Annotated in this window: 28 protein-coding genes; 9 read left to right on the forward strand and 19 right to left on the reverse strand. The window is 65.1% G+C overall.

Features of this window, described 5'->3' with window-relative positions:
* Window positions 1-77 precede the first annotated feature (77 nt).
* The gene (locus tag Q0L57_RS11260; RefSeq protein WP_296742602.1) at window positions 78-869 is read right to left on the reverse strand and encodes a hypothetical protein; all 792 of its coding nucleotides are present in this window, start codon (window positions 867-869) and stop codon (window positions 78-80) included.
* A gap of 530 nt (window positions 870-1,399) precedes the next feature.
* Here Q0L57_RS11260 and Q0L57_RS11265 point away from each other — a divergent pair.
* On the forward strand, window positions 1,400-2,050 hold the full coding sequence (locus tag Q0L57_RS11265) for a hypothetical protein (protein WP_296742604.1): 651 nt from the start codon (window positions 1,400-1,402) through the stop codon (window positions 2,048-2,050).
* 40 nt (window positions 2,051-2,090) lie between these two features.
* Here the strand turns inward: Q0L57_RS11265 and Q0L57_RS11270 are convergent, their stop codons facing one another.
* From Q0L57_RS11270 to Q0L57_RS11285, 4 genes are all read right to left on the reverse strand, one after another.
* A complete protein-coding gene (locus Q0L57_RS11270; protein WP_296742606.1) occupies window positions 2,091-3,773 on the reverse strand; it encodes an alpha/beta-hydrolase family protein in 1,683 nt (560 codons plus the stop codon).
* A 99-nt stretch (window positions 3,774-3,872) separates the two neighbouring features.
* Window positions 3,873-4,154, reverse strand: coding sequence for a hypothetical protein (locus Q0L57_RS11275; protein ID WP_296742607.1), 282 nt, complete (start codon window positions 4,152-4,154; stop codon window positions 3,873-3,875).
* Window positions 4,155-4,363: 209 nt separating this feature from the next.
* Entirely contained in the window at window positions 4,364-5,524 is a 1,161-nt protein-coding gene (locus Q0L57_RS11280) for an FAD-binding oxidoreductase (RefSeq protein WP_296742609.1), read from the reverse strand.
* Window positions 5,525-5,540: 16 nt separating this feature from the next.
* Window positions 5,541-6,860, reverse strand: coding sequence for an aspartate aminotransferase family protein (locus tag Q0L57_RS11285; RefSeq protein ID WP_296742656.1), 1,320 nt, complete (start codon window positions 6,858-6,860; stop codon window positions 5,541-5,543).
* A gap of 219 nt (window positions 6,861-7,079) precedes the next feature.
* Between Q0L57_RS11285 and Q0L57_RS11290 the strand changes: the two genes are divergently transcribed.
* From Q0L57_RS11290 to metH, 5 genes are all read left to right on the forward strand, one after another.
* Window positions 7,080-8,228 carry an amidohydrolase gene (locus Q0L57_RS11290; RefSeq protein WP_296742611.1) on the forward strand — a complete coding sequence of 383 codons (1,149 nt, stop codon included), beginning with the start codon at window positions 7,080-7,082 and terminating at the stop codon, window positions 8,226-8,228.
* A gap of 13 nt (window positions 8,229-8,241) precedes the next feature.
* Window positions 8,242-8,799 (forward strand): DNA-3-methyladenine glycosylase, encoded by a 558-nt coding sequence (locus Q0L57_RS11295; protein ID WP_296742612.1) that lies wholly within the window; start codon window positions 8,242-8,244, stop codon window positions 8,797-8,799.
* 82 nt (window positions 8,800-8,881) lie between these two features.
* Window positions 8,882-9,241, forward strand: coding sequence for a hypothetical protein (locus Q0L57_RS11300; protein ID WP_296742614.1), 360 nt, complete (start codon window positions 8,882-8,884; stop codon window positions 9,239-9,241).
* 138 nt (window positions 9,242-9,379) lie between these two features.
* The gene (locus tag Q0L57_RS11305) at window positions 9,380-9,760 is read left to right on the forward strand and encodes a nuclear transport factor 2 family protein (protein ID WP_296742615.1); all 381 of its coding nucleotides are present in this window, start codon (window positions 9,380-9,382) and stop codon (window positions 9,758-9,760) included.
* 114 nt (window positions 9,761-9,874) lie between these two features.
* On the forward strand, window positions 9,875-13,657 hold the full coding sequence (metH, locus tag Q0L57_RS11310) for a methionine synthase (protein ID WP_296742617.1): 3,783 nt from the start codon (window positions 9,875-9,877) through the stop codon (window positions 13,655-13,657).
* A gap of 115 nt (window positions 13,658-13,772) precedes the next feature.
* Here the strand turns inward: metH and Q0L57_RS11315 are convergent, their stop codons facing one another.
* The 6 genes from Q0L57_RS11315 to Q0L57_RS11340 form a co-directional block, all read right to left on the reverse strand.
* Window positions 13,773-13,976 (reverse strand): DUF680 domain-containing protein, encoded by a 204-nt coding sequence (locus tag Q0L57_RS11315; RefSeq protein WP_296742619.1) that lies wholly within the window; start codon window positions 13,974-13,976, stop codon window positions 13,773-13,775.
* A gap of 386 nt (window positions 13,977-14,362) precedes the next feature.
* A complete protein-coding gene (locus Q0L57_RS11320) occupies window positions 14,363-14,614 on the reverse strand; it encodes a hypothetical protein (RefSeq protein WP_296742620.1) in 252 nt (83 codons plus the stop codon).
* 32 nt (window positions 14,615-14,646) lie between these two features.
* Window positions 14,647-15,834: a patatin-like phospholipase family protein gene (locus tag Q0L57_RS11325; RefSeq protein WP_296742623.1), complete on the reverse strand. Its 1,188-nt coding sequence runs from the start codon at window positions 15,832-15,834 to the stop codon at window positions 14,647-14,649.
* Between the two features lie 115 nt (window positions 15,835-15,949).
* On the reverse strand, window positions 15,950-16,813 hold the full coding sequence (locus tag Q0L57_RS11330) for a pirin family protein (RefSeq protein ID WP_296742625.1): 864 nt from the start codon (window positions 16,811-16,813) through the stop codon (window positions 15,950-15,952).
* A gap of 42 nt (window positions 16,814-16,855) precedes the next feature.
* Window positions 16,856-17,239 (reverse strand): DoxX family protein, encoded by a 384-nt coding sequence (locus Q0L57_RS11335; RefSeq protein WP_366940891.1) that lies wholly within the window; start codon window positions 17,237-17,239, stop codon window positions 16,856-16,858.
* A gap of 18 nt (window positions 17,240-17,257) precedes the next feature.
* Window positions 17,258-17,884: an FMN-dependent NADH-azoreductase gene (locus Q0L57_RS11340; RefSeq protein WP_296742628.1), complete on the reverse strand. Its 627-nt coding sequence runs from the start codon at window positions 17,882-17,884 to the stop codon at window positions 17,258-17,260.
* A 499-nt stretch (window positions 17,885-18,383) separates the two neighbouring features.
* On the opposite strand from Q0L57_RS11340, the gene Q0L57_RS11345 reads away from it, so the two are divergent.
* The 3 genes from Q0L57_RS11345 (at window position 18,384) to zigA (ending at window position 20,990) form a co-directional block, all read left to right on the forward strand.
* Complete coding sequence (locus Q0L57_RS11345; RefSeq protein ID WP_296742630.1) at window positions 18,384-19,316, forward strand: LysR family transcriptional regulator; 933 nt, start codon at window positions 18,384-18,386, stop codon at window positions 19,314-19,316.
* Between the two features lie 42 nt (window positions 19,317-19,358).
* On the forward strand, window positions 19,359-19,541 hold the full coding sequence (locus Q0L57_RS34240) for a CPCC family cysteine-rich protein (protein ID WP_366940892.1): 183 nt from the start codon (window positions 19,359-19,361) through the stop codon (window positions 19,539-19,541).
* A 231-nt stretch (window positions 19,542-19,772) separates the two neighbouring features.
* Complete coding sequence (gene zigA / locus Q0L57_RS11350) at window positions 19,773-20,990, forward strand: zinc metallochaperone GTPase ZigA (RefSeq protein ID WP_296742661.1); 1,218 nt, start codon at window positions 19,773-19,775, stop codon at window positions 20,988-20,990.
* Window positions 20,991-21,280: 290 nt separating this feature from the next.
* On the opposite strand, the gene Q0L57_RS11355 is transcribed toward zigA, so the two are convergent.
* From Q0L57_RS11355 to Q0L57_RS11390, 8 genes are all read right to left on the reverse strand, one after another.
* Window positions 21,281-21,457 (reverse strand): hypothetical protein, encoded by a 177-nt coding sequence (locus tag Q0L57_RS11355; protein ID WP_296742632.1) that lies wholly within the window; start codon window positions 21,455-21,457, stop codon window positions 21,281-21,283.
* Between the two features lie 124 nt (window positions 21,458-21,581).
* Window positions 21,582-22,172 (reverse strand): HdeD family acid-resistance protein, encoded by a 591-nt coding sequence (locus Q0L57_RS11360; protein ID WP_296742633.1) that lies wholly within the window; start codon window positions 22,170-22,172, stop codon window positions 21,582-21,584.
* A 211-nt stretch (window positions 22,173-22,383) separates the two neighbouring features.
* A complete protein-coding gene (locus Q0L57_RS11365; RefSeq protein ID WP_296742636.1) occupies window positions 22,384-22,833 on the reverse strand; it encodes a DUF1269 domain-containing protein in 450 nt (149 codons plus the stop codon).
* A 62-nt stretch (window positions 22,834-22,895) separates the two neighbouring features.
* Entirely contained in the window at window positions 22,896-23,288 is a 393-nt protein-coding gene (locus tag Q0L57_RS11370; protein ID WP_296742638.1) for a PRC-barrel domain-containing protein, read from the reverse strand.
* Between the two features lie 27 nt (window positions 23,289-23,315).
* Complete coding sequence (locus Q0L57_RS11375; RefSeq protein ID WP_296742641.1) at window positions 23,316-23,732, reverse strand: hypothetical protein; 417 nt, start codon at window positions 23,730-23,732, stop codon at window positions 23,316-23,318.
* A 237-nt stretch (window positions 23,733-23,969) separates the two neighbouring features.
* Complete coding sequence (locus Q0L57_RS11380; RefSeq protein ID WP_296742644.1) at window positions 23,970-25,031, reverse strand: AraC family transcriptional regulator; 1,062 nt, start codon at window positions 25,029-25,031, stop codon at window positions 23,970-23,972.
* Between the two features lie 153 nt (window positions 25,032-25,184).
* Window positions 25,185-25,721, reverse strand: coding sequence for a hypothetical protein (locus Q0L57_RS11385; protein ID WP_296742647.1), 537 nt, complete (start codon window positions 25,719-25,721; stop codon window positions 25,185-25,187).
* The coding region (locus Q0L57_RS11390) for a hypothetical protein (protein WP_296742650.1) at window positions 25,718-25,956 on the reverse strand (239 nt) is incomplete at its 5' end. The genes Q0L57_RS11385 and Q0L57_RS11390, both read right to left, overlap by 4 nt.

A 25,956-nucleotide genomic window follows, 5' to 3' on the forward strand; every position in this document is an offset into this window, starting at 1 on the left:
ACGGCGAAGCCTGGGGCGCGCACCGGAGGACGGCCTGTAGAGAACCTCCAGTCCTGAGGAGATATTACCCAGACCGATCACAGGGACCAAAGGTGCCTTTGCCGCCACACGTCGAGCGGCGTTCGCCAGAGGCGGTAGCCGGCCGCCTTGGCGATTTGCCGGTCAACCGGCAGATCGCCATATGCCTCGAAGAATTCGGCGATGCGCTGGAAGGCGAGCATCTTCTTGCCGACGGTCTGGTAGTTCCAGACCGGAAGGCCGTGCAGGCTGATGGTGCGACCGTCGCGGGACAGCGCGACGCCGACGCAAAACTGCTCGGGCGTGTGGACCCTGACGACTTCGAAGACGCTCTGGAGCGCGGCGTAGGCGTCGACGAGCGCACCGAGATTGGCCTGGTGCACGCCAACGATGCCGCTGTTCCACATCGTTTCCCGTCCCGTCAGCGTGTAATCGCCGATGCGGATCCCCTTGCCGGCGAGAGCTTCGTAGTCCTTCTTTTGCCCCTCGCGCAGACGCATCAGCGAACGCGTCGGCGTGATGCGCCGGAAACACGCCGAGATGTCGCCCATCGGGTACATGTCGGTGTCGAGCACCAACAACCGCTCGCTGTGTTCCAGCAATTTGATGGTGCTGGCGGCCTTGATCCCGAAGCCGTAGCTACCGTTGAAGGACATCCGGCTTTTCTGCTCGGCGGTCAGCTCGAGCGTCCGGATCGGATAGCCGCTGAAAATCCGGGGCTTGTCGGTGGCGACGATGATGTTCGCGCCCGGGCAATGATGCAGCAGCTTCATGGCGCTCATCAGCGCCCCGCGATGGTAGCCTTCTTTTTCGCCATAGGCGATGTACCCGAAATTGTCGCCTGATTGCATCAAAACACCCCCGTGTTTCGGCAAGCGTAAGCTTCAACTGATCAGTCAGAATTCCATATGAAACCGGTTCGAATCGCAGCCATCAAAACAGCATCTCCATGTAAAGAGCATCTCCATTTGATATTTGCCGCCGTCAGCAAGCCGCAGGTATCTTCCTCGACGCAAGGAAGTCCAAATCCCAAGGCTAGTTGCCGGCCTGCGCGATTCTCTCATTTGACTTGGCTTCATTACAGTCGATCGGGCTGGCGACATGGGCGTAGACAGCGAACGCCGCCAGGAAAACCATGGCAATTGCCGCAAACAGGCGCCTTGTACCAGGTTCCAGCCTGTCTAACATTTCGACCCCCATTACTTCCGCAACGCCCGGACCTATCACGTTTTTTAGCCCCAACTCAAATTGAAATTGGCGGTTGCGCGTTCCAGCCGGAACGACGGTCGACGAACCATCCGAAAAGCCCGGCGGCGGCGGTTCGCGCCTGCGCCCCGATCCGTTAAGGCCGCGTTAGCGCGCCTGCGTCCAAGATCGGCGCATGAAGGTCGTGGACTCGCCCGGCGCAAGGTTCGGCCAACGCGGACGCGCCATCGGCGCGCCGGCCGCGCCGCCCGTCCACGCGCCGGGGCCGGCGCGCGGCAATGGTGCCCTCCTGCCGGGCCTGGCTGGCGTGGCGGCTATTCTTCTGATGGTTGCGTACGCCATGCTGTGGACCGTTCCACAGGTCGATGCGCTGAATGCGCAAACCGCGCAGGCCCAGCAAAGGATAGTCGCGATCGTCAACCAGCCGGTCACGCATCTGCGCCGCACCGGACAGGTGACGGTGTTTTCGCCGGGCTGGTTCCATCCAGGCGCCATCACGCCCGATTTCGACACCGTCGACATCCGCGCGACGCGGGAACTCATCTATGACGGCTATGTCACCTCGGACGTGACGCCGACCGAAATGTTCGACGGCGACGAGCTCGAATTCAACAGCATGACCAAGTACTTCTATGTGGACCGGAACCTGCCGAAGAAGCGGCTGTCCAACAGCGAAATGGTCGAGATCAACGGTCTTTATCGCGTGCTCGGGCAGAACGGGCGGTCCGTGACGATGGAGTGGCTGATGCTTGCCGGCGCATCGGTACTCATGGTCGTTGGGATCGCGCTGCTGTTGCTTCGAAACCCAAACCCTTCAGCTGATTGAAGGGCCTTGAGGCGAGGAGCCCGGGCTTTCGAGAGGCGAGCTACCCTCCCCCGCCGCCGCTTCGCGCGGCCGCCTTTTCAGCAAGGTGCTGCTTGAGCCGGGCGATGTCGGCGGAAGACCAATCCTGGGCCCCAAGGACGGCGAACCAGGCTTCGACATAATCCTGCGGCGCGTAGACATGGCCGTGGCCGATCGGCGTGGTGGTGGCTACCGCCATATCCAGGCCGAGCTGCAGCATCGTCACCACCGGATACCAGCCGAGCTCGGGCGAGACATCGGGGCCGCGCGGCGCTTTCATCCAGTCCGGCTGGCGGTAAGCGTCGCGGTAGCTGAAGAAGACGATCGGGTCGCTGGCATATTGCAGGTAGACGACGCGCAGCGGCCCCCAGGGCTTGTCCGGCGGGACGGCCGGCCCGCTCTGGTTCATGAAGCGCACGAGGCGGCTGTCGCGGAAGACCGGCAGCCACTCGGGCGTGGTCGGATCGCGGGCGTCGGTGACCGAGCGCCAGACACGGCTTTCGAAGGGCGGGCCGCTCCACAGCGCGCCGTCGATCGGATCGCCGAGGATCTCGAACAGCCCTGCCGATCGCTCCGAATTCATCGCGCCGAGGCTGAGGCCATGCAGATAGAGTTTCGGGCGCTTGTCCTTTGGAAGCGTCGTCCAGCGGCCGTAGATCTCCTGGAACAGCGCCCGCGCGGTTTCGGCGCCGTATTCGGGCTGCGCCAGCAGCGACAGCGGGCTGCTGAGATAGGAATACTGCACCGCGACGCTCGCCACATCGCCCTGCTGGAGATATTCCAGCGCATCCATCGAGGCCGGATCGACCCAGCCGGTGCCGGTCGGCGTGATGACGACCAGCGCCGAGCGATCGAAGCCGCCGACCCGCTCCAGCTCGGCCAGGGCGAGCTTCGCCCGGGCGCGCGCGTCGGAGGCGGCACCGAGGCCGACATAGACACGGATCGGCTCCCGCGCCGGCCGGCCGGTGAAGGCGCCTATCTCGGCCGCGCCCGGACCTTCGGCGATGAACTCGCGGCCGGCCCGGCCCAGCTCTTCCCACTTGACCAGCGAGGCCGGGCTGCCGGTCTTGCCGTCGGCGGTCGGCTGGGGACGTTCGGGCTCGATCAGCTGGTCGAGCTTGCTGTAGGAGGAATCCAGCGCGCGGAACACAGCCGGGACAAGCGTGTTGCTACCTATCGACCACACCAGGAAGGCGGCGATGGCGAAGCCGGCCACATTGGCGATCCGCCTCGGCACGAAGCCGCGCAACCAGCCGACGGCGAAACGCACCAGAGCGGCGAAAATGCGGGCCGCGACGAGCAACACGACGAAGGTCGCAAGCGCGATGGCCGAGACCTTCAGCGGATGGGCGCTGTCCACCGGCGGCATGCCCATGACGGCGCGGATGGAGTTCTGCCACCCGGCCGAGCGCCACAGGAAGGTGATGGCCACGCCAAGGCAAATGACGGCGAGCAGCGCATTGGCGACCGACCTCGCCCCCGCCCGCAATTCGGGGATCTCGAGATACCGCCAGAGCCAGCGCGCGGCGACGCCCGCCCCGTAGCCGACGGCAAAGCAGCAGCCGGCAAGCACGCCCTGCGTCATATAGGTCCGCGGGACCAGCGTCGGCGTCAGCGAGGCCGCGAAGAACAGCGTGCCGGCCACAAGGCCGGTGCCGCTGAGCGACAGGGCGTGGCCGAGGGCCATTCGCGATAAGGTTGCCATCAGGCATCAATAGGATGCGGCATGGCACCCCGCCAGCGTTTCTTCACGAGCCTTGCCGTCCGCCAAATCCAACGGCACGGAGACGCGATCGAGGCGCGTTCAATGGGCAGCGCCGTCGGACACTCGCAGCATGTCCCAGGTCAGGCACACGCATCCGTCGAGCTGGGCGGCAAAGGCTTCGGCCTGGCTATCGTCCAGCCCGTCGTCGATCAGGGCCTCGATGCCTCTGCGCTTCAGCGCGAGCTGCATCTCGCGCGCGTGCCCGGCATCGGTCTCCCGCATGATGGCCGTGACGTGATAGGCAAGGACAGGCTGGCCAAGACAGGACAAAAGCGCGCTCGGCCCCGCCGTCGCCGCTGTGACCGCTTCTTCGATATTCATTCTGGCGCTCCTCATCGAACTCGATGCTGGCGCCTCCCCGGCAGGCAACGGCGTTGCGTCGCTTCTTTTATGCGGCCACGGGTCGATCGCTCGCGGCCAGGATCACTATCCACCAGTACCGCATTAAAGGCGACCGGATAGTTAATTGATGGTTAACATGCACGGTCGCATCTTAGGCATCGCGGCAGCCCTGCCCTGCCGTACGCCGGTTAGTGGCCGGGGCTGCGAGGGACGTTGCGCTCCGCCGATGGCGACAGCCTCTCCGTGCCGGGCGCGGAAACCGGCCCGCCATGCAGCACCCAGTCCGCCGCGATCTGTCCGATCACCGGAGCCAGCTGGATGCCGTAGCCGCCGGCGCCGGCTGCGGTGACCAAAGTCGGCTCGGAGGCATCGATCGGTCCGACGAATGGGCGGTGGTCCGCCGTCACCGGATAGAGGCCGGCCCAGCCACGGCCGAGACGCGCGCCCGGCAGGTCCGGTACCCGCTCCAGCAGCAGCTCCGCCAGGTCGACCTTCGATCGTTCCTCGCACTGGTCGTTGTAATTGTCGGGGTCTTCCGGCGCGACCGCCTCCACCTTGTGGATCTCGGCAATCAATTCGCCCGGCTTCTCGTGGCGGAAATTGAGGCCGGTGCCTTCGCCGTTCACGAGGTCCATCACCATGGGCATCGTGTAGCCAATCGGTTCGTCGAGATGGATGACAACCGCCTCGTGCCGCTCGGGCCAGATATGCAGGCGCTGGCCGAGCAACTCCGCGACGCGGGGCGCCCAGGCTCCGGCCGCGTTGACCACGACGTCGCAATCCACGGGATCGCCGTTGGTTTCCAGCATGTAGCCGCCCGGCCGCCGCTTCACGCCGAGCAGCTTGCGATACTGGCGGATGGCGCCGCCCTTCTCGCGCACGATGCCAGCCACGAAATTGCACATCTCGTGCGGATCGAGGAAACCATTGTCGGGTCCGAACAATCCACCCTCGAGCCCGCGCGGGTCGATGTGGGGAACCAGCCCCTTGAGTTCGTCCGCACGGTAAAGGCGCGACCTCAGCCCGGCCTCACCCTGGATTTCGACCGACTTCGCGAACAGCTCCATCTGGGCGGAGGTGCGCGCCAGCCGAAGATAGCCGATGTGGTTGAAGCCAAGCCCCTGGCTCTCCCACTCGCGGAAGCGGCGAAGCGAATGGACCCGCAGCATGATCTCGAACGGGTCGGTGAATTGCGAGCCGACGACGCCGACCGACCGGCCGCTCGAGCCGGAGGCAATCGACTGGGCCTCCAGCACGGTCACGCTTGCGCCCTGCTCGACGAGGTTCAGCGCCGTGCAGATACCCAACGTGCCCGCGCCGATCACCACGACATGAGGGGAAGCCGTCATATGCGATCCGTCGCTTTCAATGCAGACCGGCGATTTCGCCCAGGGTCTCGTCGATGAGGTGAAGGATGTTTCGCGCATCCTCTTCGGTCATCGCCGTCGACAGCGCGAACAAGCCGTAGCTGGCGGACAGCACGCCACGGCCGAGCAATCCCTTGTGGAAGGCATCGAGCTTCCTGCTCTCGGCCTTGCCCGGATAGACGGACCTGTAATCCGTGACCGGATGCGACGTGAAATGAACCTTGAACAGCGAGCCCGCGCCGAGGCATTGGCCGGCAACGCCATGCTTGTCGAATGAAGCTGCTATTCCCTCGCGCAGCAACGCCCCGAGGCGGTCGAGATGGGCGAAGCTTTCCCTGGTCAGCGCCCGCATCGCGGCCAAACCGGCCCGCATCGTCACCGGATTGGCGGTGAAGGTGCCGCCATGCGGAAGAGCGGGCTTGCCTTGGGTCGGATCGAAGACGGCCATGATGTCGGCCCGGCCGCCGACGGCGCCGACAGGAAAGCCGCCGCCGATGATCTTACCGAGCGCCGTTAGATCGGGCACGATGCCCCACAGCCCCTGCGCCCCCGAATACCCAAGGCGAAAGGTGATGACTTCGTCGAAGATGACCAGCGCGCCCGCCGCATGGGCGATCTCTGCCATGGCGCGAAGGTAATCGGGCCGCGCCGGAATGAGGCCGGCATGGTTGGGCATCGGGTCGATCAGGACGCCCGCTATCGTGTCGCCCTGTGCGGCGAAGACGGCGCGCAAGGCTTCGATATCGTTGAGGGGCACGGCGATCACGTCGTCCAGCACGCCGCGGGGCGTTCCCCTGGCATAGGGCGTCGACTTCGGCAGGTCGCCCCAATTGGCGGGGGAACTGTCCAGGCTCACTTCCGCGAAGTCGTAGGAACCATGGTAGGCGCCCTCGATCTTGACGATCTTCGGCCGCTCGGTGAAGGCGCGCGCGGCCTTGATCGCCATCATCACCCCCTCGGTGCCGGAGTTGGTGAAGCGGATCCGGTCGACGGACGGGATCCGGTCGACCAGGAGTTCGGCAAACTCGATCTCGCTTAGCGTCGGCGTGCCGAAGGCAGTGCCGAACGGTAGTTGCCCGACCACCGCCGCGGTGACATCCGGATGCGAGTAGCCATGGATCATCGAGGTGAAATTGTTGATGCAGTCGTAGTAGACGTTGCCGTCCACGTCCCACACCCGGCACCCCTCGCCCCTGGCGGCATAGATCGGAAAAGGATCGACGAAGACCGTGGTGCGCGTGTTGCCGCCGGGCATCACCTTCTTCGCGCGCTCGAAGAGGGTCTTTGATCCGGGCATGTCGTCGGGATAATGCAGCATGGCTCTCACGGCGAATTCGAGTTGTGAGCGGCGGCGCTGCCGCCCCTTCCAATGCAAGGATGCTATGGTCCGACTCGGTGTGCCCGCAATCGGCCACGCGGGCCGTGTGAGGCGACCACGATCATCCGCCGATGGCCTATCGGAATTGATCCGCATGGCACGGCGCGAGAAAAACCCTATCGTGTTTGTGTGACCGGCAAGGAAGCGGAGCCCAACACCATGACCCTCACCAATCGCGACATCGTCGAGCTGACCGAATGGCGCCGCAAGCTGCACCGGCAGCCGGAGATCTCCAACGAAGAGGAGAAGACGGCCCGCGAGGTGGTGAGCTTCCTCGCCGATACAGGGCCCGACAAGGTGCTGACGGGCCTGGGCGGCCATGGCGTGGCGGCGGTCTATGACAGCGGACAGGCGGGGCCGACGGTGTTGTTCCGCTCGGAGCTCGACGCGCTGCCGATCGAAGAGCTTTCCGGCGTCGAGCATTCGTCCCAGGTGCCGGGCAAATCGCATATGTGCGGCCATGACGGGCATACCGCGATCCTTGCCGCGCTCGGCCGGCAGTTCGGCCGCGAGAGGCCGGCGCGCGGCCGCGTCGTGCTGATGTTCCAGCCGGCGGAGGAAACCGGCAATGGCGCGGCCGGCGTCGTTGCCGATCCACGCTTTGCCGAGCTCGCGCCGGATTTTGCCTTCTCGCTGCACAACCTGCCGGGCGTGCCGTTCGGCGAGGTGCGGGTGAAGCCGGGCACGGTCAACTGCGCCTCGCGCGGCATGCGCATCGTGCTGGAGGGCAAGACCGCCCATTCCTCCATGCCCGAGACCGGCGCCTCGCCGATGCTGGCGGTGAGCGAGCTGATGCCGGCCCTGCCGAAGCTCGGGCGCGGCACCTTCGCCGACGACGATTTCGGCATGGTCACCGTCACGCATTGCGCGATGGGCGAAGCCGTGTTTGGAATCGCGCCCGGCTATGCCGAGGTGTGGGCGACTCTGCGCACCCGGCGCGACGAGCGCATGGCGGAGCTGGTCGCCTCGGCCGAGGCGCTGGCCGCGAAAATCGCCGCCGCGCATGGCCTTGCCGTGCGCCAGGACTATCACGAGATCTTCGTCGCCAGCGTCAACGCGATCGAAGCGGTCGAGCATCTCGAACGCGCGCTGGACGAGGAAGGCGTGACGCGCAGCGAGGCGGCCCTGCCGATGCGCGCCTCGGAGGATTTCGGCATCTTCGGCCACAACGCCAGATCGGCGATGTTCTTCCTCGGCGCCGGTGAGCGGCACCCGTCGCTGCACAATCCCGACTACGACTTTCCGGACGACCTGATCCCGATCGGGTCGAAGATCTTCATGCGCACGGCGCGCAATCTCCTCGGCTGACGGCGCCTGCGCCGTGTCATCCGAGGCCTTGCGCGATTTCTTCGCGCGCGACGCGCTTCTAGTGGCGCGCGAACTGATCGGCGCGACGCTCAGCCTGAACGGCGTCGGCGGCATCATTGTGGAGACGGAGGCCTACCGGCCCGACGACCCGGCCTCGCACGCCTATCGTGGCGAGACGCCGCGCAATGCGCCGATGTATGGCGCGCCGGGCAGCGCCTATGTCTATCGCTCCTACGGCCTGCACTGGTGCCTGAACGCGGTGTGCCTGCCGGGCAGCGCGGCGCTGATCCGGGCGATGCAACCGCTGTCCGGCATCGCGCAGATGCAGGCCAACCGGGGCACCACGGATGAAAGGCTGCTCTGTTCCGGCCCCGGCAAGCTCTGCCAGGCGCTCGGCATCGACGGTTCGCACAACCGTTTGTCGCTGAGCGAACCACCCTTCGCCTTCACGCCATCGACAACCGATGCCGCCGCTGTCGTCAGCGGGCGCCGGATCGGCCTCACCAAGGGCGTGGAGTCGGAGTGGCGGTTCGGGCTTGCCGGCTCGCGCTATCTCAGCCGGAGATTTTGAGATCGGCCAGGAACGGCTGCGATGTCCTTGTGGCTGGCAGAGTTATGTGATCTCTCAGCGCTAAATTAGGAGAGGCCTCAGCATGCGATTCGCAGTGGTTGCCGCTTTGTGCGCAGCAGTGGCCGGATGCGCGGACTCTCCGGTCGACTATGGCGGGTCGCTTTCGCACAAGGACCCGAAATGGGCATCGGCGGGATGCCAGCAAGCCCGCGCCGCGGCGGCGGACTACGAAGTGCGCGAAAAACAGCACCCCGGCTGGGCCGCCGGCATGCTGATCGGCCCCTATGGCCTGGGGCTGGCGGCGGCCATCAAGGACCACGAGCAGAAACAGCGCAAGCTGTTCGCCCGCAACGTCCATTTGCAATGCTCGAGCCTCCCGCTGCCGAAGGCCTTGCAGATCGATCCGGCCTCGCAGGCCCCAAGCCAGACGAAATATCCGTAGACCGTCGCAAGGGCGGACACCGGAACGCATTCGTCCACGGCCCCTGCCCGGCCCCTTTCCTGGCTGCCATCGATGATCCGCCGAAAGCTGGCCATATGGTAGGCTGGACACCGGGCGGCGACGGCCAGGGAGGTTCGCATGGAAGACCGGGAGACACGCGCGGCGCTCGACCGTCATTGGGCGGCCTCCGATGCCGGCGATTTCGAAGCGGAGCACGACATCTACCGGGAAGACGCTGTGCTCGACTATCCGCAATCGGGCGAGCGCATCCGCGGGCGGCGGAACATCCAGTCGTCCCGCGCCGCGCAGCCGAACGCCAAGCGTTTCACCGTGCGGCGCATCGTCGGCGCCGGCGACCTGTGGGTCACCGAATATATGCTCGCCTATGACGGGCGGCCTTCCCACACGGTGAGCATCATGGAGTTCGTCGACGGCAAGGTCGCCCGTGAGACGCAGTATTTCGCCGAGCCGTTCGAACCCGGGCCATCGCGCGCGCAGTGGGTCGAGCGGATGCCCTGATCCGCGCCGCTCATTCCCGAGGCCACGGCACCGTTGCCAAATCGCATGTTGACATAAAGATGTCTTTATGTGATTGCATTCTCGATGTCGGATTGGGAATGGAAAGCGTCGTATATGTCCTCCACCGATGCGCTCTTCGGGCCAGTTTCAGCGAAGCCGGATGGATCGGAGATCCTTGCCGCCCTGCAGCAAGCGGCGCGCGAACGGATACTGATCCTCGACGGCGCCATGGGCACGCAGATCCAGGGCCTGGGCTTCCACGAGGAGAGTTTTCGCGGCGAGCGTTTCGCCGGCTGCGCCTGCCACCAGCAGGGCAACAACGACCTGCTCATCCTGACCCAGCCGAAGGCGATCGAGGAAATCCACTACGCCTACGCCAGGGCCGGCGCCGACATCATCGAGACCAACACCTTCTCCTCCACGCGCATCGCCCAGGCCGACTACGCCATGGAGGACACGGTCTATGAGCTCAACCGGGACGGCGCGCGCCTCGTGCGCCGCGCTGCGCGGCGCGCCGAGCAGGAGGACGGCAAGCGCCGCTTCGTCGCCGGCGCACTCGGCCCGACCAACCGCACCGCTTCGATCTCGCCCGACGTCAACAATCCGGGCTACCGGGCGGTCACCTTCGACGACCTGCGCATCGCCTATGCCGAGCAGCTGCGCGGCCTGATCGACGGCGGCGCCGACATCGTCCTGATCGAGACGATCTTCGACACGCTGAACGCCAAGGCGGCGATCTTCGCGACGGAAGAGGTCTTCGCCGAAAAGGGCGTACGGCTGCCGGTGATGATCTCGGGCACGATCACCGACCTCTCCGGCCGCACGCTCTCGGGACAGACGCCGACCGCCTTCTGGCATTCCGTGCGCCACGCCAGGCCGTTCAGCGTCGGCCTCAACTGCGCGCTCGGCGCCGCCGCCATGCGGCCGCATCTGGCCGAGCTTTCAGGCGTCGCCGAAGCCTTGATCTGCGCCTATCCGAACGCCGGGCTGCCGAACGCCTTCGGCCAGTATGACGAAAGCCCGGACTTCATGGCCGGCCAGGTCGAAGCGTTCGCCCGCGAAGGCCTTGTCAATGTCGTCGGCGGCTGCTGCGGCTCGACGCCGGAGCATATCGCCGCGATCCGCGACGCGGTTGCCAGGTACGAGCCGCGCAAGCCGTCCAGGCGCGCGCCGCGCATGAAGCTCTCAGGGCTGGAGCCCTTCACGCTCACCAAGGACATCCCCTTCGTCAATGTCGGAGAACGCACCAACGTCACCGGCTCGGCCAAATTCCGCAAGCTGATCACCGCCGGCGACTACGCCGCCGCGCTCGACGTGGCGCGCGACCAGGTCGCCAACGGCGCGCAGATCATCGACATCAACATGGACGAAGGCCTGATCGACTCGAAGAAGGCGATGGTGGAATACCTCAACCTCGTCGCCGCCGAGCCCGACATCGCCCGCGTGCCGGTGATGATCGACTCCTCGAAATGGGAGGTGATCGAGGCCGGCCTGAAATGCGTGCAGGGCAAGCCGATCGTCAATTCGATCTCGATGAAGGAAGGCGAAGAGGCCTTCCTGCACCACGCGCGGCTCTGCCGCATGTATGGCGCGGCCGTCGTCGTCATGGCCTTCGACGAGGTCGGCCAGGCCGACACCAAGGCGCGCAAGGTCGAGATCTGCACCCGCGCCTATCGCCTCCTGACGGAAGTGGCCGGTTTCGCCCCGGAAGACATCATCTTCGATCCGAACATCTTCGCCGTCGCCACCGGCATCGAGGAGCACGACAATTACGGCGTCGACTTCATCGAGGCGGCCGGCGAGATCACGGCGACGCTGCCCAATGTTCACATCTCCGGCGGCGTCTCGAACCTGTCCTTCTCGTTCCGCGGCAACGAACCGGTGCGCGAAGCCATGCACGCGGTGTTCCTCTACCACGCCATCCAGCGCGGCATGGACATGGGCATCGTCAATGCCGGGCAGCTCGCGGTCTACGAGTCCATCGACCCGGAGCTGCGCGAGGCCTGCGAGGACGTCGTGCTCAACCGCGCGCCGAAGGCCGGCGGCACGTCGACCGAGCGGATGCTGGAGATCGCCGAACGCTTCAAGGGACATGGCGGCAAGGAGGCCAGGGAAAAGGACCTCGCCTGGCGCGAATGGCCGGTCGAGAAGCGCCTGGAGCATGCCCTCGTCAACGGCATCACGGAATTCATCGAAGAGGACACCGAGGAGGCGCGGCTGAAGGCCGAGCGCCCGCTGCATGTCATCGAGGGACCGCTGATGGCCGGCATGAACGTGGTCGGCGACCTGTTCGGCGCCGGCAAGATGTTCCTGCCGCAGGTGGTGAAATCGGCGCGCGTGATGAAGCAGGCCGTGGCCGTGCTGCTGCCCTACATGGAAGCCGAGAAGGCCGCCAATGGCGGCGGCGGCCGCGAGAGCGCCGGCAAGATCCTCATGGCCACCGTCAAGGGCGACGTGCACGACATCGGCAAGAACATCGTCGGCGTCGTGCTCGCCTGCAACAACTACGAGATCATCGACCTCGGCGTCATGGTGCCGGCGACGAAGATCCTGCAGGTCGCGAAGGACGAGAAGGTCGATATCGTCGGCCTTTCCGGCCTCATCACGCCGTCGCTCGACGAGATGGTGCATGTGGCCTCCGAGCTGGAGCGCGAGGGCTTCGACGTTCCGCTGCTGATCGGCGGCGCCACCACCAGCCGCGTCCACACGGCGGTGAAGATCCATCCGCGCTACGAACGCGGCCAGGCGGTCTATGTGACCGACGCCAGCCGCGCCGTCGGCGTGGTGTCGAGCCTGCTGTCGGCGGAGGTCAAGCCGGGCTACGTGCAGACCCTGCGGGCCGAGTACAAGAAGGTCACCGAGGCGCATGAGCGCTCCGAGCGCGAGAAGCAGCGCCTGCCGCTCGCCAAGGCGCGCGCCAATTCCCACAAGATCGACTGGGCGAATTACGACCCGCCTAAGCCGTCCTTCCTCGGCACCAGGGTTTTCGAGACCTGGGACCTTGCCGAGCTCGCGCGCTACATCGACTGGACGCCGTTCTTCCAGACCTGGGAGCTGAAGGGCCGCTATCCGAAAATCCTGGAGGACGAGAAGCAAGGCCCTGCCGCGCGCCAGCTGTTCGAGGACGCGCAGGCGATGTTGAAGAAGATCATCGAGGAGAAATGGTTCGCGCCGCGCGCCGTGATCGGTCTCTGGCCGGCGAACGCTGTCGGCGACGACATCCGCCTGTTCACGGATGAGAGCAGGAACCAGGAGCTGGCGACGTTGCTGACGCTGCGCCAGCAGCTCACAAAGCGCGACGGCAAGCCGAACGTGGCGCTTTCCGATTTCGTCTGCCCGCTGGAGGCCGGCAAGCCGGATTATGTCGGCGGCTTCGTGGTGACGGCGGGCATCGAGGAAGTCGCCATCGCCGAGCGCTTCGAGCGCGCCAATGACGACTACAACTCCATCCTGGTCAAGGCGCTGGCCGACCGCTTCGCCGAGGCCTTCGCGGAGTGCCTGCACGAGCGGGTGCGCAAGGAGTTCTGGGGATACGCGCCCGACGAGAAGCTGGCGCCCGACGACCTGATCGGCGAGCCGTACCAGGGCATCCGCCCGGCGCCCGGCTATCCGGCGCAGCCGGACCACACCGAGAAGGTGACGCTGTTCAAGCTGCTCGACGCCGAGAGGAATGCCGGCGTGAGCCTGACCGAAAGCATGGCCATGTGGCCGGGATCGTCTGTCTCCGGCATCTATCTCTCGCACCCGGCAAGCTATTATTTCGGCGTCGCCAAGGTCGAGCGCGACCAGGTCGAGGACTATGCCCGCCGGAAGGGCATGGAAGTCGCCGAAGCCGAACGCTGGCTCGGCCCGATCCTCAACTACGAGCCGATGTCCCTTGTCGAGGCGGCGGAATAGCGGCCGAAGGCCTCGCGGCGCCGGGATGCAGGCCGACCCCTGCCCCGGCTTCAGCCAGCAAAATAAAAACGGCGGGACAAGCCCGCCGTTTTGAGGTGTTGGCAGATCGGTCCGGTCAGTGGCCGAACAGGTTGCGGTCGGCGCCCAGGGTAGCGGGGGTCTGGATGTTCGCGTCCGACTTCCCGATCGATGCGGTGTTGGAGGTGTCGACCGAAGCGGCCGGCCGGTTGGCGCTGGCCGAGCCGTAATTGTCGGAGCCGGCGAAAGCGGTGCCCATGCCGATGAGGATGGCGGCGGCGGTGAAAGCGATCTTGGTCATTGTAAATACTCCTGTTTCTTCAAGGTTGCTGGGTTTCGGAGGCTGCTCAGTTGCCGTCTCCGTGTTTGCATCTTCAATATGGCTCGCCTCGAAATATTCAGATAGACGATATTATTCGATACAATCTATCATTGCAGGCGATACTATGAACTCCGGCGCCCGAGCGAGATTCGCGCGTTTGCCGCTTCGGAAGTAGGTCGCGGGCAGTCGCCGAAGCGTTAAGCAACATCGGACGCAGCGCGCGCCACGGCGGCCTTCACGCCCGAAAGGCATTTGAATTTTCAGATGGGTGCTTATCACGTCGCTAGGCGACATCGAGATCGGTGTGCGCGTGCCGTCCAATCGGAGCGACAGCTTGCGGTGCGTGCGCTCGACAAAGACGCCCGCTAGGGCCTCGTCTCGTCCCCGCCCGCATATCGCGGCATGTCTGCTACAGCTGCCTCGAATGCTTCTCTTATCTCTGTCTGGCTAAATTGGTGATCCCATAGTTCGGTCATCAGATAATTCATGGCAAGGGGTAGCAAGGGCTGGTCAGGCCAGGGGTTACTGTCGTGCAACTCGCGCAAGGCGGCGCCGAAATTTTGGATGGCCGCCGTCGCACGCAACTGCCATGCGTCTTTTGGGTCGTTCGGATCCATTGGTGTGGTCATGCCGTATGTTTGACCCGCCATCAGAAACCCGCAAGCCTTTGCTGGCCGCAGTCGGCGGCAGGGGTGGAAGCACACGGCCCCTCGGGCGGCGGCTGATGCACCCACACCTGGCGCAGCCTTGCCCGCTGGCGTCCATACTGGAACAGCGAGCGCATGTAGCCCGTCGAAAAATCGTCGGCGCCGGCGGCCGCGAAGTCATTGCCTATGTAGGCAAGGTTGAATTTCAGGCCGTGGCGACGCGTGAAGTTGTAGGATTCAAAGATGGTGGTCCGCGTCTGGACCTTGACCAGGGTGCTGGCGCTGCGCGTGGCGATGGCCCTGGTGTCGCCGCGAACGACCTGGAAGTCGTGATCGATCCTGTTGTTGATCAGGACATAGAGATGCACGGGCGGTCCCGGCAGGCTTCCGCCACGGAACAGGAACGCCTCCGGCAAGGTGAGGATCGGCGACGTCACGCCGCCGTCGACATGCATCTCCTGGAAATGGCGGCCATTGGCCTCCGCCTCGATGAGAACCGGCGGGAAGACGATCGGGATGCTGGCGGACGCGGTGAGCACGTTGCGGAACAACTGAAGCGCCTGGGGCGTGCCGACCTCGGCGATCTTGCCCATGTTCCAGATGTTGGTCCGCTGCGTGTCGAGATTTGTGGTTATGACGAAGAGCATCCGTCCCTTGGCGCTCTCGGTCGCGATCGCCCGAAGCAGCTTGTCGTCGACATAGCGGTCGACAAGCTGCTTCAACCGGTTGTTTGCGAACGGCCCGGCGGTCGACAAGATGCTGAGCGGTCCCTGGCCTTCGACCAGGCTGGCGGCGATGCCACTGGTGTAGAGCTCCTTCAGCATCCCGTCATATTGCGGTCCGAGGAAGGCGAAGGGGGCAATCAGGGCGCCCGTGCTGACGCCCGACACGGCCGAGAAGCGAGGACGCGCGCCGGCCTCCGACAGGCCGGTGAGGACGCCGGCGCCGAACGCGCCGTCCGCACCTCCGCCCGAGAGCGCGAGATAGGAGATTTCCCCGTCGATGGCGACCGGCGGGCGGAGCTTCTGAAAGCGCGTGCCGGGATCGTCGGCGAAGTAGCGCAGGTCCGAGAGGTCCAGGACATTCGGCCTGGTTGCGTCAGCGGCGATGTAGGGCGTGCGTTGAAGGGTGCCGCAGCCGGCCAGGAACAGGGCTAGCCAGATAACGCACTGAAATCGACGAATAGCCATCGACGTTCGCCTCGCTGCTTCAACGCTTCTTGATTGTCCCCCGCATCACCGGGGAGGCAGATGAGTGGCTGGAGGCCGGCATCCCTGGCGTGGTGTCCAGGGATGCCGACACACCTCAACCATAGAGGTCCCGAACCTCGGCTATGCGCGCCTCGCCGGCCTCCAGCGCCGTCTTGGAGGTGTGCACCGAGTAGTAGCCGAGGACGAGGTCGTGCGGATGCGGCACCGCCGAGCCGAGCACGAAGGTCGCGCCCTCGGCGCCGGCGCGCAGCGGGATCGCCGCGTCGCTTCGGTCGAAGACGATCATGTCGCCGGCGCTGTAGACGCCATCGCCCGAAACGCTGCCGTGCGACACGGCGAGCCAGCCGACATCGTGGCCCGACGGCGTCTCGTAGACCCATTCCTCACCCGGCGCGAGCGTCACCAGGAGATAGTTCAGGCCACGGAACGAGCGCACGGGGCTCACCGCGCCGCCATAGGCTCCCACGACCAGCTTTGCCGGACCGACGGCCGGGATGTCCTTCGACAGGACGAATTGCCATTCGGGCGAGCTCGCCTCGAGTTCGGCGGGCAAGGCGACCCAGAGCTGAAAACCCTTGAAGCGGCGCGAGGTGCCCGGCTGATACTCGTCGCCGTGCCAGATGCCGCTTCCGGCGCGCATCCATTCCACGCCGCCATAGTCGAGCAGGCCGGCGCCCCACTTGCCCTTGTCGAAGCGAAGATTGCCTTCGGTGAGCACAGTGACGGTGGCGAGGCCCGAATGCGGATGAATGTTCACCCCCCGGGCCATGGAGGATTCGGCGTCGACCCGATCGAGGAAGACGAAGGGCTTCAGATACTGGCCGAGATCGGACGGGCTCATCAGGCGCACGATCGGTCCGTTGCCCGAACCGCGTGTCCGGTCGATTACCTTGCGCTGGGCGATGGCAGACATTGAGGGGGCAGGCACTGAGGCCGCGATGGCAAGATTGCGTGACATTGTTCGATACTCCGTTTGGATGGATTGATTGGTTGGATGCGGTTAGTTGGCGACAGGCTGCCCTTCCCGCCCGGCGGCCAGCGAACCCGCTCCGGTGGTGGCCAGAAGGAGGAAGCCGCCGGCAAGCCCGAGGTTCTTCATGAGATCCATGGGCATCTGCAGGTGGACGACCAGTGCAGTCGCCACGCACCAGGCGGCGAGCAGCAGCCCGACGGCCCTGGGGCGGAAGCCGGCGACGACCGCGACGGCTCCAGCGACCTCGCAGAGGCCGGCCAGGTAACTGAGGAAGGTCGGCGCCGGCAGATGCAGGCTGCCCAGCAGCCCTGCGACACCGGAAGGATCGGCAAGCTTGCCCAGGCCCGAAACCACGAACAGGATGGCGAGCAGGACGCGCGCGATGAGTTTCAAAACATTGTCGGACATCATTGTGTGTTCCTCTTCTTGTCAGGCCGCGAGTTTCTTCGGCGCTTCGAGTTGCTGGATCTGCGCGTGGGCGGCCGCGAGCGAGCGGTTGCGCTGCTCGTCGCCGAGCGCCACGCCTTCGGCGCGGATGAACTCGACGTTGGTGATGCCGAAGAAGTTGAAGATGACGCGCAGATAGCTTTCCTGATGGTCGAGCGCGGCCATGCCGGTCTCGGCGCCGTAGAAGCCGCCGCGCGACAAAGCCACGATCACGCGCTTGCCGCCCGCCAGGCCCTGCGGGCCCTTCTCGGTGTAACGGAAGGTGCGACCGGCCACGGCCAGACGATCGAGCCAGGCTTTCAGTTGGCTGGGAATGCCGAAATTGTACATCGGCGCGCCGACCACCACGATGTCGGCGGCGAGGAACGCCTCGAGCGCCTCGTTGCCGGCCGCGACATCATCCGCCAGCGCCGCCGTTTCCGGTGCCGCGCCCTGGGCAGCCGCCAGATGACGGCCCGTCAGATGGCTTATCGCGTGGGTCGCAAGGTCGAGCCGCATGACTTCGATGCCTGGGTGGGCCGCCTGCTGGGCGGCAACGATTGCCTCGGAAAGCTGCCGGCTCACCGATACGGGGCCGAGGATGCTGGAGTCGACGTGGAGAAGTTTCATGGTGCGAGTTCCTTCCGGTTTGGGGTTGCGATGACTGGAAGGATATGGACGGTAGATACATCGAGATAGCCAATATCAATCGATGCTATCTATCGTATTTACATATACATCAAATTGGCCGCTCGTGGCGCACGGGCGAAGCCATGCCGCGGGCGGTGCCGTTCGAGGCTGGCCGCAGGCGGCCCTGCATTTTGGGATCGGCTCCACCTGGCGCGGCCGCGAGTCGGCCGAAGCCGAGCCGCTCCAGGCATCTTCATCGCTTTGTTCCTTGGAAAAGAAGGAACCTCCGGTGGCGGGGGTGCTTCACCGGAGGTTCCAGGATCGGCATGCCACGTGGAGGATGCCGACCCCTACTCCCGCTCCCTGAGTGGGTTCATTGGAGAGGAGAGCTCGACCGGGGTGCCCGGGCATGGGGATGCCCGACGGAGTGAGAGTAGGCGTGACGAATGCATCGATGCAGTCCATATTATTCGATACAGACCATCGACGGAGAAGATATATGATTGAATCGATCACCCTCGATCAGATGCGGACGCTGGTCGCGGCCGTCGACGAAGGCAGCTTTTCAGCCGCGGGACGCAAGATCGGACGGGCGCAATCGGTGGTCAGCCAGACGATCTCCGGGCTGGAGACGCAGCTCAAGGTGGTGCTGTTCCAGCGCGTCGGCCGCTACCCGGTTCCGACCGAGGCGGGCGCGGCGCTGGCGAACGAAGCGCGGGCGGTGCTGCGCCAGGCCGGCCAGTTCAAGGCGCGCGCAAGAGATCTGGCGAGCGGCATCGAGCCCGAGATTTCCGTGGCAATCGACGTGATGTTCCCGATCGAGATCTTCACGTCCGCGGTGACTGACTTCGAAGCGGCTTTCCCCGACACGCAGTTGAGGGTCTATGTCGAGAGCCTCGGCTCGGTCATCCAACCCGTGCTCGAAAAGCGTTGCTCCGTCGCCGTATCGGGAGTCGCGCCGCTTTTCTCGCACGAACTGGATATCGAGCGCCTCATGGCGCAGAAGCTGATCCTGGTCGCGGCTCCGACGCACCCCCTTGCGAAGTCGGCGACGACGCTGCTCAGGGAACAGCTTGCCGAGCACGTCCAGCTCGTGCTCACCGACAGGTCCAGTTTCTCCCAGGGCCGCCAGTTCGGCGTGATTGCGCCCAAGACCTGGCGCCTCGCGGATTTGGGCGCCAAGCACTCCTTCCTTCGGGCCGGGCTTGGCTGGGGCAGCATGCCGGTCTGGATGGTCCAGGCGGACCTTGCCGAAGGCAGGCTGGTCGAGCTTAACGCCGAGAGCGCGGTGTGGCCGGACGGCAACCAGATGACGGTCTATGCGCTGCACAGGCGCGACGCACCGCCCGGCCCCGCCGGCCGATGGCTGATCAAACGCCTGCGCGAACATGTGATGCGCTGCGCCGCCGACACCACGAACGCGGAACCGTAGCGCTGGTTGTCGCCTTGGATGTGGCCTGGTTATGTTGTCGCAATGACCCGTTCTCTATTTCCCTGCCCATGCTGCCGCTCGCTCGTCGTGAGTGAGCCCGGCAGCTACGAAATCTGCCCACAGTGCGGGTGGGAGGACGATCCCATACAAGCCGCCGATCCTGATTACGCAGGTGGGGCAAACGAACTCAGTCTGAATCAATACCGGGACCGAAATTCAAACTGAGACCTCGCAACGCGTCATTTCTCGCAAAAGCCGCCCTGCCCGGTCCCCGCATCAGCCTCCGCGCATCAAGATACGGAGCCTCGCTAGCCTGTCCACAGCTCAATTTCTATACGTTACGTAATAACATATTTTTCATTTGACGTAATGTCATAACGTATCATATCCAGCGATCGACGATCGGGGATCGCGATGTTCGCCGGGGCGGCGGCGCTCGCCAGGACTGAGGATGACATGCAATCGCAAGCGATACGCAAGCTGCCGGTGACGGTGCTTTCCGGCTTTCTCGGCGCCGGCAAGACCACGCTGCTCAACCACATACTGAACAACCGCGAAGGCCGCCGCGTCGCGGTCATCGTCAACGACATGAGCGAGGTCAACATCGACGCTTCCCTGGTGCGGGACGGCGGCGCCGATCTCTCGCGCACTGACGAGAAGCTGGTGGAGATGACCAATGGCTGCATCTGCTGCACCTTGCGCGACGACCTGCTGCGGGAGGTGCGCCGCCTCTCCCTGGAAGGCCGCTTCGACTACCTGCTGGTCGAGGGCACCGGCATCGCCGAGCCGCTGCCGGTCGCCACCACCTTCGACTTCCGCGACGAGAACGGCGAGAGCCTGTCCGACGTCGCCCGGCTGGACACGATGGTGACGGTGGTCGACGCCGCCCAGCTTCTCAAGGACTACTCCTCCCAGGACTTCCTGCGCGATCGCGGCGAGACAGCCGGCGCCGGCGATGACCGGGCGCTGGTCGATCTCCTGGTCGAGCAGATCGAGTTCGCAGACGTGATCGTCATGAACAAGGTGTCGGACGCCTCGCGCCACGACCTCGACCTGGCGAGGAGGATCGTGCGCTCGCTCAACCCGGACGCCGAGCTGATCGAGGTGGATTTCGCCAGGGTCCCGCTGGACAAGGTGCTGAACACCGGCCGCTTCGACTTCGAGAGGGCCGAGCAGCATCCGCTCTGGTTCAAGGAGCTCAACGGCTTCAAGGACCATGTTCCCGAGACCGAGGAATACGGCATCCGCTCCTTCGTCTATCGCGAGCGGCGGCCGTTCGACCCGGCGAGGCTCAAGGCCTTCATCAACACGTCCTGGCCGGGCGTGGTCAGGGCGAAAGGCTTCTTCTGGCTGGCGACGCGGCCGCATCATGTCGGCGAGATCAGCCAGGCCGGGGCGCTCATCCGCACCGGCAAGCGCGGCCTGTGGTGGGCCTCCGTGCCGAAGCACCAATGGCCCGACCATCCCGAATGGCATGTCGCCATGAAGCCCTATCTGGACCCGGTCTGGGGCGACCGCCGGCAGGAAATCGTCTTCATCGGCTGCGACCCGATGAACGAGCGGCAGATCCGCGCCGAGCTCGACGCCTGCCTCGTTCCGGAGCGCGATTTCATGCCCGGCCGCTGGCGCGACCTCAACGACCCGTTCCCGCGATGGACCAACGAAGCCGCATGAGCATGCCGGCAGCGAGCCCTATGTCGAGGCGCTGTCCAAGGAGGACGGCCCCGCTTCGACCTATGAGAAGATGTTCCGCTACAATGTCGACCGGCCGACGCGATGGCGAAGCAGAACGTGGCGGTGAAATAGGCCGGCGGCAGCGCGAGCTATCGCCTTCGCCTGAAAGAAAGGCCGCGCGGAAGGGGCATTCCGCGCGGCGAGCGCAACCGGATCGCCGGCTGCGCCGCCTTCCGACGTATGTCTCTCCAAGTCCGATCAGGGCTGTCGGTACGCGGCGGCTCGATCGATCAATGCCTCGATTTCAGAAACCGGGCTTCCCGCAGCAGCGAGTTACGATCGTGCCCGACCTCCTTTATCAACTCGAAGGCCTCGGCCTCCGACATTCCTGCCTTTTCCTTCAACAGGGCGACCAACTGCTTGTCATCGGTCCGGACCTGTGAGCCATCGCCAGCATGTTCTCTCATATGCCGATCCTCCGAGGGCTAAACCACGAGGGCGGCTGAACGTTTCATCAAATGTCGGTGTCCGGGCGCGAAATGGCGCTGGCCGCCATGACGGCCAATGACAGGCATTGCCTCGGGCCGCGGCTCAGGACGGGCGCTTGTGCTTCCGCAATCGGAAGCCGAGCCCGATATAGATGCAGCCAAAGAAGATCGCGAACCATCCGATCAGCCCGACAAAAGCCAGCGCGCCGGCGCCCGGCCGGACAAACATGAATATGCCGAAGGCGAGCGACAGGACGCCGCTCAGGCCGAGCAGCCATTCGCCGTCGACTTCCTTGCGCAGCCGGATCGCGCCCCAGATCTGGAGCAGGCCGATGGCGATCGCCCAGCCGGCGATGAACATGAGCAGCACCAGCGCGGTCATGCCCGGCCAGATGAAGGCAGACAGGCCGGCGAGAATGCCGGCAACGCCGATGACGGCGAGCCACCAGCGCGACGCCATTTCGCCGCCCTTGCCAGCGATCGCCACCCACAGGGCGAGCAGACCGTCGGCGAATGCGTAGATGCCCCACAGGAAGACCAGGGTCAGCAGGGTCAGGCCCGGCACGATGAAGGTCAGCAGTCCGAAGGCGATTGCGGCCACGCCGCGCAGCACCAGCAGCCACCAGTTGTCGGCTAGGTCACGCAGCACGGACCCAAGGGATGGAGAACCGGAATGCGCTGATGTGCTGGACATTTGTACCTCCCGTAGAGCCAAGAGCGTTTCAGCGTTTCAGGGAACGCCGAACCCCTCTACCTCTTTGTTTTTGTGCAATTCCGAACGGAAAACCGTTTCACACTTTTCCTGGAATTGCCCTAGCTTGAACTCGATTTTTCCCCGAACTGCCCACCAGGCCAGGACGCCCGCAAGGCACCCGTCCCGGCAGTGCCGGGACGGGGTCGCCAGTTCAGGCGGCCTGGCGGAAGATATGGCCGCCGTTGCGGGCAACGATGTCGTCGATGGCCTGCGTGCTGCCTTCGTCCGCCTCGACGATCAGCGCGGTCATGCCGGGCCGCATCTGCGTGGTGACGGAATCGACGAAGTCGTCGTCGAGCGTGGACATGATCGCATCGCCGCTGACCCCGGTGAGCGCGCCGATAGCCGCGCCGAGGGCCATGCCCGGGGCGCCGCCGAGCAATCCGATCAGCGCGCCGGTGCCGGTGCCGACGGCGGTGTTGAACAGAGGGCGCTCCTTGCTCTCCAGCAGCGAGACGTTGCCGCGGTCGTCCTTCTTCACCATCAGGCCCGCCTTGACGTTGAAGCTGCTGCCGGCGTCCTGCAGTCTCTTGACGGCGCCCGCCACGTCATAGGCGGAATTCATGTCGCTGAACGTCGCTACGATAATGCGGTCGGCCATGTCTTCATCCTCCTTGGAACAGGGCTGGGAAAGTTGGGATCACGCTCAAGGGCGAGCGGAAGTCAGTGCGCGTATTCGAAGGGCGGCATCGCCTTGATGATATCCTTCGTCGCGCCCGGCAGGACGAACTTGCCGTCGACCTGCTTGAACTGGCTGACGGGAATGGCGACGTCGTGCTTGCCGACGCCGAGGAAGCCGCCCGTCGCGATGATGGCGTAGGACAGCGCCTTGTCGGGGGCGACGATGACGTCGTCCACGTTCCCGATCACTTCGGACTTCTCGTTGAATACGGGCTTGCCAAGGATCTGACGCTTGGTGCTCCATCCTGTGGCGACATTGCGCAGCTCCAGCGTGGCGACGCCGAGCGTGGTCGAACCGGCGACCTCGGTCTGGGCCGCGCCGGCGCCAAGCACGGACGCGACCAGGATGACGGCTGACAAAAGCAAACGATACATTGCGAACTCCCGATATCTCGGCAATGCTCAGCCGGCGGCCTTGGCGGCGTCGGCGTCCATCCTGGCGACCATCGCCTCGACAGCGGCCTGCTCGGCCTCGTCGACGGCGGCGACCGCGACCTGGATGGCGGCGACGGCATGGTCCTCGGCGCGCGTCGCATGGTGGTCGAGGCGCTTGATGTCGCGCTGCTCGCGCCACTGCACGATCTTCTCGTGCGTGGCTTCCTTCTTCTCGTCGACCCAGGCCTTCATGTTGGCCTTGGCCGCGTCGACCTTGGCCTTCCTCTCCTTCGCCCGGTTTTCCAACGCCACGACCTGCGCGCGGGCCTCGACCTTGGCCTTGTCGGTCTTGGCCGTCACCTTCGCCTTCAGGTCGTTGAGGCGTGTTTCGGCATCGTTGACCTTGTTGCGAATATCCGTGCTGAGATTGTCGAACTTGCTCATTTTTCTCCTCCTACCGCTTGAGCATCGCCGAAGACCGGCATGCGGGGGATCATCGGCGGGGCGGGAGCGGCAAAAAAGGTTGGCGCTGGCCAGAAACCGGAGAATGCCGGCCAATATGGGAAGCCGCGCAGGGCCGGCCTCTCGGGAAAACGGAAACATGATTAGCCAGCTTATTATACGGCCGACCTTGCCTTGCGCCCCCGATGCGCTGCGGGCTGAAGCGGTTCCGGCCCGCCGCTACCGGTCGGGGCCGGCCGGAGGTTCGCGCTTGGTGTCGACCCTGGCCCGCCTGTATTCATGCGGCGCGGCGTTCGTCCAGCGCCGGAAGGCATGGCGGAACGCGGAGGCATCGCTGAAGCCCAGCGCGAAGGCGATGTCCTCGACGCTGAGGTCGGTATCGCGGACATATCTGATGGCGACCTGGACCCGCAATTCGTCGGCGAGGTCCCTGAAGGACGTCCCCTCTTCCTGCAGCCTGCGCCTGAGGCTGCGCTCGCTCATATTGAGCGACTTTGCGACCTGCTCGAAGCTGATCGGCCGCGACAGGTTGGAGAGGATGAGTTCGCGCACCTTGCCGGCGACGCCAGCGTTCAGTTCGAGCCCCTTCAGCAAGCCGGCGCAAAGTTGCTTCAGCTCGGCAAAGGCGAGCTCGTTGCCGAAATCCGGTCGCTTGTCGAGCCAACCGCCGTCGAAGGCAAGCCTGTTTTCCGGCTTTCCATAGAGCACCGGGCAATCGAGGAAGGCGGCCCCGCCCTTATCGCCGTGCGGCCGCCCGAAGGCATAGTCCACCTGCTCGGGCCTGAACGCCGCGCCCATGATGTTGCGATGCAACGACAGATGCACCGCCATCTGAAGCTCGACGATGAATTTATAGAGCAGGTCGTCGATCTCCAGGTAAGGCGCCGGACTGACGACCCAGGCACCGGCCCCCGGCTCCTGCCTGAAGCCGATTTCCACGAGTGGCGTCGCCAGCTGGTGATAGGCCGTGGCGAAGGCCATCGTCTCGCGGAAACTCGGGCTGCTCAGTATGGCGAAGCCGTACATGCCATAGGTCGAGACGCGAAACCTCGAGCCGGCGTGGTAGGCGAACTGCGGGTCGCCGGAAAACTTGATGGCGTTGCGATAGCACTGCAAGACCTGCGCCGCGCAGACCTTCGTCGCCGGCGAGCGCAACTGCTCCGGCAACAGGGAAACATCGGCCAGCGCCTGTTCGGCGGGAACCCCCTCCTCGGCCAGCAGGTCGACGATCACGGCAATCTTGGCGACGGAGTAGATCTTGTCTTTGGGCGACGGATTCATGGGCTTCCAGAAGAACTCGGCCAGGTGATGGTATTAGCCGACGACAGAACTCATTTTGCCGAATTTCTTCTGGAATGCCACAGGCAACCACCGGCCGCCGTCATGTCGACGGCGCGCCCTGCCCATCGCGCCTCCGCGGACCGTTCCCGCACCTCACAACAGGAACGTCTGCCGATCGCGCAACGTGGTGGTGATGGCGGCGATGCCGTCCTGGATCTCGCGCTTGTTGGCCAGGATCGCATCGGGCGCGACGCCTTCGACCATCGACCGCAAGAGATCCGCCTGGCCGACGAGAACCGCGTCCTTGTCGGCCAGCGTGGCGAGCGTGGCGCCTTCCTGGCGATAGCGCTGGGTCATGCGGTCGTTCTCCGGCACCGGCTGGTGGCGGATCTGGCCTTCCAGCGTCCCCACTTCCCGCGCCAGCCGCTCGAGCGCCAGCGCGTTGGCGACGATCGCCGGGTCGGGGAAAGGATTGGCCCGCGACGGCGTCGGGATGTTCTCGCGGCGATACTGGTTCTCGGCCTCGTCCACGCCGGCCCTGGCGCGCGCGAGCAGCGAGCACGCCATCTGGCGCACCCGCTGGTCGTCCGCGCGGAGCTGGTTTTCCTGGCGGTAGAAATTGTAGCCGTAGCCGTAGAACAGGTTGATACCGACCTGCGCGAGCGGTCCGACCTCGTAGAAACGGCTCATCGCGTCGCGCCCACTTCGTCGCCGAGCGGATAGAAGCCCGTCGGCTGGCCGCCGATCTGGAAGGGCACGCCAGCCGCCGCGTTGGGCGCCGAGACCAGGCCTTTGTCGGCCATGCGCAAGGCGAGGTAATAGCGGACCGCCTCTATCGGCGTCAGGCCGATCGCCTGCAGCGAGATCAGCTCGCGCATGCGCTCGTCGCGCGGCATGATCAGCACCTTGAGGTCGTTGAGCATGA

The sequence above is a fragment of the Mesorhizobium sp. genome (assembly GCF_024509055.1).
In the GTDB taxonomy this organism is placed as follows: domain Bacteria; phylum Pseudomonadota; class Alphaproteobacteria; order Rhizobiales; family Rhizobiaceae; genus Mesorhizobium.

What these genes read in the sequence shown, in the direction of transcription:
- Q0L57_RS11260 (WP_296742602.1), bottom strand. Translation starts at nt 869, where the DNA reads ATGCAATCAGGCGACAATTTCGGGTACATCGCCTATGGCGAAAAAGAA.
- Q0L57_RS11265 (WP_296742604.1), top strand. Translation starts at nt 1,400, where the DNA reads ATGAAGGTCGTGGACTCGCCCGGCGCAAGGTTCGGCCAACGCGGACGC.
- Q0L57_RS11270 (WP_296742606.1), bottom strand. Translation starts at nt 3,773, where the DNA reads ATGGCAACCTTATCGCGAATGGCCCTCGGCCACGCCCTGTCGCTCAGC.
- Q0L57_RS11275 (WP_296742607.1), bottom strand. Translation starts at nt 4,154, where the DNA reads ATGAATATCGAAGAAGCGGTCACAGCGGCGACGGCGGGGCCGAGCGCG.
- Q0L57_RS11280 (WP_296742609.1), bottom strand. Translation starts at nt 5,524, where the DNA reads ATGACGGCTTCCCCTCATGTCGTGGTGATCGGCGCGGGCACGTTGGGT.
- Q0L57_RS11285 (WP_296742656.1), bottom strand. Translation starts at nt 6,860, where the DNA reads ATGCTGCATTATCCCGACGACATGCCCGGATCAAAGACCCTCTTCGAG.
- Q0L57_RS11290 (WP_296742611.1), top strand. Translation starts at nt 7,080, where the DNA reads ATGACCCTCACCAATCGCGACATCGTCGAGCTGACCGAATGGCGCCGC.
- Q0L57_RS11300 (WP_296742614.1), top strand. Translation starts at nt 8,882, where the DNA reads ATGCGATTCGCAGTGGTTGCCGCTTTGTGCGCAGCAGTGGCCGGATGC.
- Q0L57_RS11305 (WP_296742615.1), top strand. Translation starts at nt 9,380, where the DNA reads ATGGAAGACCGGGAGACACGCGCGGCGCTCGACCGTCATTGGGCGGCC.
- metH (WP_296742617.1), top strand. Translation starts at nt 9,875, where the DNA reads ATGTCCTCCACCGATGCGCTCTTCGGGCCAGTTTCAGCGAAGCCGGAT.
- Q0L57_RS11315 (WP_296742619.1), bottom strand. Translation starts at nt 13,976, where the DNA reads ATGACCAAGATCGCTTTCACCGCCGCCGCCATCCTCATCGGCATGGGC.
- Q0L57_RS11320 (WP_296742620.1), bottom strand. Translation starts at nt 14,614, where the DNA reads ATGGATCCGAACGACCCAAAAGACGCATGGCAGTTGCGTGCGACGGCG.
- Q0L57_RS11325 (WP_296742623.1), bottom strand. Translation starts at nt 15,834, where the DNA reads ATGGCTATTCGTCGATTTCAGTGCGTTATCTGGCTAGCCCTGTTCCTG.
- Q0L57_RS11330 (WP_296742625.1), bottom strand. Translation starts at nt 16,813, where the DNA reads ATGTCACGCAATCTTGCCATCGCGGCCTCAGTGCCTGCCCCCTCAATG.
- Q0L57_RS11335 (WP_366940891.1), bottom strand. Translation starts at nt 17,239, where the DNA reads ATGATGTCCGACAATGTTTTGAAACTCATCGCGCGCGTCCTGCTCGCC.
- Q0L57_RS11340 (WP_296742628.1), bottom strand. Translation starts at nt 17,884, where the DNA reads ATGAAACTTCTCCACGTCGACTCCAGCATCCTCGGCCCCGTATCGGTG.
- Q0L57_RS11345 (WP_296742630.1), top strand. Translation starts at nt 18,384, where the DNA reads ATGATTGAATCGATCACCCTCGATCAGATGCGGACGCTGGTCGCGGCC.
- Q0L57_RS34240 (WP_366940892.1), top strand. Translation starts at nt 19,359, where the DNA reads ATGACCCGTTCTCTATTTCCCTGCCCATGCTGCCGCTCGCTCGTCGTG.
- zigA (WP_296742661.1), top strand. Translation starts at nt 19,773, where the DNA reads ATGCAATCGCAAGCGATACGCAAGCTGCCGGTGACGGTGCTTTCCGGC.
- Q0L57_RS11355 (WP_296742632.1), bottom strand. Translation starts at nt 21,457, where the DNA reads ATGAGAGAACATGCTGGCGATGGCTCACAGGTCCGGACCGATGACAAG.
- Q0L57_RS11360 (WP_296742633.1), bottom strand. Translation starts at nt 22,172, where the DNA reads ATGTCCAGCACATCAGCGCATTCCGGTTCTCCATCCCTTGGGTCCGTG.
- Q0L57_RS11365 (WP_296742636.1), bottom strand. Translation starts at nt 22,833, where the DNA reads ATGGCCGACCGCATTATCGTAGCGACGTTCAGCGACATGAATTCCGCC.
- Q0L57_RS11370 (WP_296742638.1), bottom strand. Translation starts at nt 23,288, where the DNA reads ATGTATCGTTTGCTTTTGTCAGCCGTCATCCTGGTCGCGTCCGTGCTT.
- Q0L57_RS11375 (WP_296742641.1), bottom strand. Translation starts at nt 23,732, where the DNA reads ATGAGCAAGTTCGACAATCTCAGCACGGATATTCGCAACAAGGTCAAC.
- Q0L57_RS11380 (WP_296742644.1), bottom strand. Translation starts at nt 25,031, where the DNA reads ATGAATCCGTCGCCCAAAGACAAGATCTACTCCGTCGCCAAGATTGCC.
- Q0L57_RS11385 (WP_296742647.1), bottom strand. Translation starts at nt 25,721, where the DNA reads ATGAGCCGTTTCTACGAGGTCGGACCGCTCGCGCAGGTCGGTATCAAC.